3 protein-coding genes are annotated in these 5,442 nt (G+C 60.4%); all 3 read left to right on the top strand.

The annotated features are described in order from the left end of the window. Positions 1-98 precede the first annotated feature (98 nt). Entirely contained in the window at positions 99-1,547 is a 1,449-nt protein-coding gene (locus tag WAW39_RS07590) for a hypothetical protein (RefSeq protein WP_422317409.1), read from the top strand. A gap of 166 nt (positions 1,548-1,713) precedes the next feature. Then, a complete protein-coding gene (locus tag WAW39_RS07585; RefSeq protein WP_422317407.1) occupies positions 1,714-2,724 on the top strand; it encodes a hypothetical protein in 1,011 nt (336 codons plus the stop codon). A 449-nt stretch (positions 2,725-3,173) separates the two neighbouring features. After that, on the top strand, positions 3,174-5,442 hold a 2,269-nt coding region (locus WAW39_RS07580; RefSeq protein WP_422317405.1), incomplete at its 3' end, for a beta strand repeat-containing protein.

Here is a 5,442-nt window from a genome sequence, read left to right as displayed (position 1 = left end):
CCACCAGACTGGAGGATCAGGATGATCCCCCTCCTTCAGAAGCCAACCCCGAGAACGACACCGCCCCGCAAGACCACGCTGACGACAGGCCTTGGTACATGCCCCGCATCACCGCCCAAGACCTGCCACCGCAGGACCACTCTGAGGACACACATGCCCCCGCCCCCAAACCCTGGGAAAACACCACACGCAGCTCCGGCTTCGATGATGCACCTCCCGCTGCAGCAAGCCCGTCCACCACACGCAACAACGGCTTTCCCCCTTCCCCGCAAGACCTCCGCGACGACTTCCATTCTCCTACACCAGACACCCCCACCGGGAAAGCCCCGGTGCAAGACAACAGACCCGCCCTGCCCCGAGGCCGCATCTTTGAAAAACGCCTGCCTCCCGGCTTCAGGATCCTGGGCACGAGCCAGTCCAGAAATCTCTCCGACATCCCTGGTGCGCCATTTCAGACCATGACAGCAATGACTGAAGCCAAAAGCCGTCCATCGAACTTTGATAAAAATGCGGACATCGCTTATGCAGCGGCTTCTCCTGCACCCTCCCGCTTGGGAGCCAGCGCAGGCGTCATCGCTCAGCAGGGAGCGCAGACGCAGCAGAATCAACGTGCACAACCTGCCCCACAAGGACCGGGCACCACACCAGGCGGTGGTGCTCTGCAGACAGCAAACAGGGTTCATTTGCTCGACACAACGAGGCCGGCACAAGCACCTGTAAAACCCGAAAATCCCAGCAAGCCCAGGCAAACAAACAGGTCACAAAAAGACGACAGAATCATCAAGACGCCCAAGGATCAATTCAAAGCAGAAATGGCAGCCTATGAGCGAGAACTGGCGGCCCATCCGGAAAAAATGGCGGCTTATGAACGAGAGAAAGCCGCTTATGAAAAGGCGCTGGCAACCGCCGACGCCAATCAGGAAACGAATAATCGAAACCAGCAAACCTTGAAGGCCTGGGAGAATTATGACCACGCGATCCAAATGATGGAAAACACCCCGGAAGGCAGAAAGGTCCTCGCACATCTGCGCGACAACACCACCAGGGTCTTCAAGGTCATCATGGTGAACGACCCCGCCAGGGACAGCTACAGGGGCATAACGATCAAACCCGGTGCACGGGGCCAGTACGTGAACACTGGGATGAAGGACGAGCAGGGCCGGGACGTTCATGTCATTTTCCTAAGCGCCCCATCCCTGGCGCGTGACGCAGTCACAACAGGCGGAAAACTCAATCCTGACGCCGAGGCCCTGGAGGATGTGTGGCATGAGCTCTACCATGCCTCTGAACGCCAGGCCGGGGACGCCATCGATCCGCTGGGCATCGGCACTTCCCATGTCAATGACAGAGTCGATCGGAAGCAGTGGCCTAACGCGCACGAGAAGCGTGCGGTCAGGTTTGAAAACATCATCCGCAAAAGAAACGGCGGCACGCGCATCAAAACCAAATACGGTGGCGGGTACTATCTGAATAAAAAAAACGAGAGGATCGAAATCCCGGCGATTGATGTCAATGATCCAGTGCCACCTTTGGCGCCTATCCCATAGCAGAGAGAGAAGCAGCGGCGCGCCGTGCCAGCCCACCCGCCAGCCACCGTGAAAATGGGGCTGGAAATCCTGGACGGCAGAAGCATGGTGATCCAATGCACTGAGGTTCGAGCGCCAAGATTCCTGAGCACCCGGAAACAAAACCACCTCGGCCTGCCTTCCACCCATGAGCCACTCCTTCAAGCAGCTACGCCTCCTATTCGTGCTTTTGCTGGCGATCACCGCGCCACTACGCTCACAGTCAGATGATTTCCAAAAAAACCGCAGTCCAAGTCCATCCTTGCCAGCCATCACCGTGCCACTGCGCCCACAGCCCACCAAGGAGATGGCAGCCCTCGAAAAAAGAAATCTGGCTGAAACTCTGCGCCTGGCCGCCAGCAACAGCCCGGAGGACAGGCTCCACGCGCTGACCCGGCTTTACGAACTCCACGACATGGCGTACTACGATCTGCTCTGGAAGCTGATGAACGACAGCGACATTGAAGTGCGCATTGCCGCCATCGGGCTGGTGGAGCAGTATTACAACTTCAAGCCGGAAGGCCCGAACCTCCCGAAAGAGCTGGTCCAAAAGATGGCGTCCATGCTTGAGAAGGAAGTGACGCCGGAGCGCATTGCTGCCACCTTTGCCCCCGGCAAGGTCAAGTTACTTCCCGCCAGCTTGGTGATCACCTCTGCGGTGAGCCTGAATCATCTGTACCGCTATCATCACTTCAGCGGCAGCATGGACGACTACCGGGCCTGGCAGCAGAGCACGGTGCAGCCACTGGCTGTCCTCCTGGCCACACGGATTGGCGATATTCCTCCGGTCTTATTCTACCATCAGATCGATCTGCTCAATGCCATCACCGACCCCGCCGTGCTGATGGAGCTGCTGAGCGTGACGCTGAAGAGCATGGACAGCCCCGACTTCCCAGCGGAGGGACTGCAGCAGGCGCTGATTCATCTGTGGTGCAACCACCGGATGCTGGGCAAGGACGAGCCGCTGAATCTCATGCTGGTGGCGCAGCTCAGCCCGCGCCTGGAGAGACTGGCGCAGCGGATCCGGGGCGCGATACGGGACCCCTCCAATAAGGCGTATGCAGAGCAGCTGATCAACGAGATCACCGCAGCCGTGGCGGCCGCGCGCGAACAACTCGCTGCACCCGCGCCCAAAGCTGCGGATGAAAAAGCTCGTTGAACGCCACGTGTCACAAGGTGAACAAGGCCACCAACCCCAGGCCGAGGACACAGAGACGTTTCCATCAGAAATCTTTGGAAAAAGTTGCCAGGCATTCTGTACAACCTGGGCGGATCAAAGCATTGATTTACAAGGTGCCTGCTCGATCACTGCACATCGGCCCCAGGCGCGAGAATGCCGGTTTCCCTTGCCGCCTGTTCTGTGAACTCTCTTCAGTTCACTCCTTCAGAGGCAAACAGCAAAGGCAAAGATGCCAGGCATTTTGCCCTTGCCATTTTTGCCACAATTTCGTGGTGGACAAGCCTGCTAAGCCCTGGCTAAGAGTTATTCTCCGGTTGGCTTAAGGCGTTTTCCGGGGCGTTTTTCTCTCCGCGCGTCAGCACCACGATGTTCTGCCGGGCTGAGGTGGCGGCGTGCACCAGAGCCTTTCACCCGCACACGAAACCCTCATGACCACACTCATCGCACGGGGCCTGGCCCTGCTGCTGCTCGCTTCCGCCGCCACGCTCCAGGCCCAGGTGCCCCAGCTCCTGAACTACCAGGGCCGCGTCGCGGTCGGCACCACCAATTTTGACGGCTCCGGTCTCTTCAAGTTTGCCCTGGTCAATGCGAACGGCAGCACCACCTACTGGAGCAATGACGGCAGCAGCACCGCGGGGAGCGAGCCCGCCGCCGCCGTGACCCTTTCCGTGACCAAAGGCCTCTACTCCGTGCAGCTCGGGGACACCACGCTGACCAACATGACGGCGGTGCCGGCCGGCGTCTTTTCCAATGCGGATGTGCGCCTGCGCGTCTGGTTCAATGACGGCGTGAACGGTTCGCAGATGCTCACGCCGGATCAGCGCATCGCAGCGGTGGGTTATGCGCTGATGGCCACGGGCGTGAATCTGCCCGTCACCACGGGCGCGACGACGGGAGTGATCCAGCAAAATGGGGCGAGCCTGCTGCACAGCTACGGCTCCAGCAGTCTCTTTGCAGGCGCGAACTCCGGCAATTTCACCCAGACGGGCTATGACAACGTGGCCTTTGGCAACAACACGCTCCCGGCGCTCACCACGGGGCATAAGAACACCGCCATCGGCAGCGGGGCGCTCGCGGTCAACGATGCCGGCATCCAGAACACAGCGGTCGGTTATCTGGTGCTCACGGCCAACACCTCCGGCACCAAGAACACAGCCAGCGGCACCTACTCCCTTTCCAGCAACACCACGGGAAACAACAACACCGCCAGCGGGTATGAGACCCTGCAGCTCAGCACCACGGCCTCCAACAACGTGGCCTTCGGCTTTGATGCGCTGAACTACAACGTCACCGGCAATCAGAACACCGCGCTGGGGTCCTACGCGCTGCAAAACAATCTGGCCAGCAACAACACGGCTGCGGGCTATCAGGCGCTCATTGGCACGACCACCGGCAACTCCAACACCGCCTTTGGCTGGCAGGCCCTCTCCGGCAACACCACGGGCGGCAGCAACATCGCCCTGGGAAACCGCGCCGGGCAGAACCTCACCACCGGCAGCAACAACATCGACATCGGCCATGCAGGCGTGGCCGGAGAGTCCAACATCATCCGCATTGGCGATGGCACCACGCAGACGGACACCTACCTCACCGGCGTCGTTCACGGCAATGGCTCCGGCCTGACGGGCATCACCGCCACCAGTCTGGCCTCCGGCAGTGTGACGAGCACGCAGATCGCCACCGGCGCCGTGGGCAGCACGCAGCTGGCCAGCGGCCTCACCCTTGCCGGCACCACCACGGGCACCTTCAGCGGCAATCTCGCTGGCAATGCGTCCACCGCCACCACTGCGGGCAGCTTCACCGGCTCTCTCTCAGGCGATGTCACCGGCACGCAGGGCGCCACGGTGGTTGCATCAGTCGGCGGCTCGACGGCGGCGAACGTTAATGCTGCCGAACTGCTGGCCAATGCGGCGACGAATGCGAACACCGCGAGCACCCTTGTGAAGCGCGATGCCAGCGGGAACTTCTCCGCCGGGACCCTGACCGTGTCCGGGGGCCTCAGCCTGCCCGCCACGAGCAGTTCCAGCGTGGGCGTCATCACCCAGAACGGCAGCAGCCTGATCAGCACCTACGGGAACTACAATTTTTTTGCGGGTCCGCTTGCGGGCAATTTCACCACCACGGGCAACCAAAACACGGGTGTAGGGAACAGTTCGCTGAAGGCCATCACGACTGGCACCAATAACGCAGCCATCGGCGCCCTTTCACTGCAGTCGAACACCAATGGGTCGAGCAACACCGCTTTAGGCAGCTTTACACTTCTAGCAAACACCAGCGGAGGTGGCAACACGGCCGCAGGGTTCGAGGCGCTTTACGCCAACACGGTGGGTTCATACAACACGGCCTTTGGCAGTTTGGCGCTCTCAGCCAACAGCACGGCCGGTAACAATGTCGCCATTGGGTACACCGCCCTCCAGGCACAGTCTTTCAGCAATGGCGGGACGTCATGGTTCAGCAACAACACGGCAGTGGGAAACGGTGCGCTCTTTTCGAACCAGCCCACTTCCATCAGCACTGGCGTCAACAACACGGCTGTGGGCACAAATGCTCTGTACGCCAACACCAGGGGTTTCAACAACATCGCCATCGGCTTCTTTGCCGGCGGCCTCCTCACCACCGGCAGCAACAACATCGACATCGGCCATGCAGGCGTGGCCGGAGAGTCCAACATCATCCGCATTGGCGATGGCACCACGC

The organism is Prosthecobacter sp., from assembly GCF_049294395.1.
In the GTDB taxonomy this organism is placed as follows: domain Bacteria; phylum Verrucomicrobiota; class Verrucomicrobiia; order Verrucomicrobiales; family Verrucomicrobiaceae; genus Prosthecobacter.
This window is presented reverse-complemented; position numbering and strand designations above follow the sequence as displayed.

What these genes read in the sequence shown, in the direction of transcription:
- WAW39_RS07590 (WP_422317409.1), top strand. Translation starts at nt 99, where the DNA reads ATGCCCCGCATCACCGCCCAAGACCTGCCACCGCAGGACCACTCTGAG.
- WAW39_RS07585 (WP_422317407.1), top strand. Translation starts at nt 1,714, where the DNA reads ATGAGCCACTCCTTCAAGCAGCTACGCCTCCTATTCGTGCTTTTGCTG.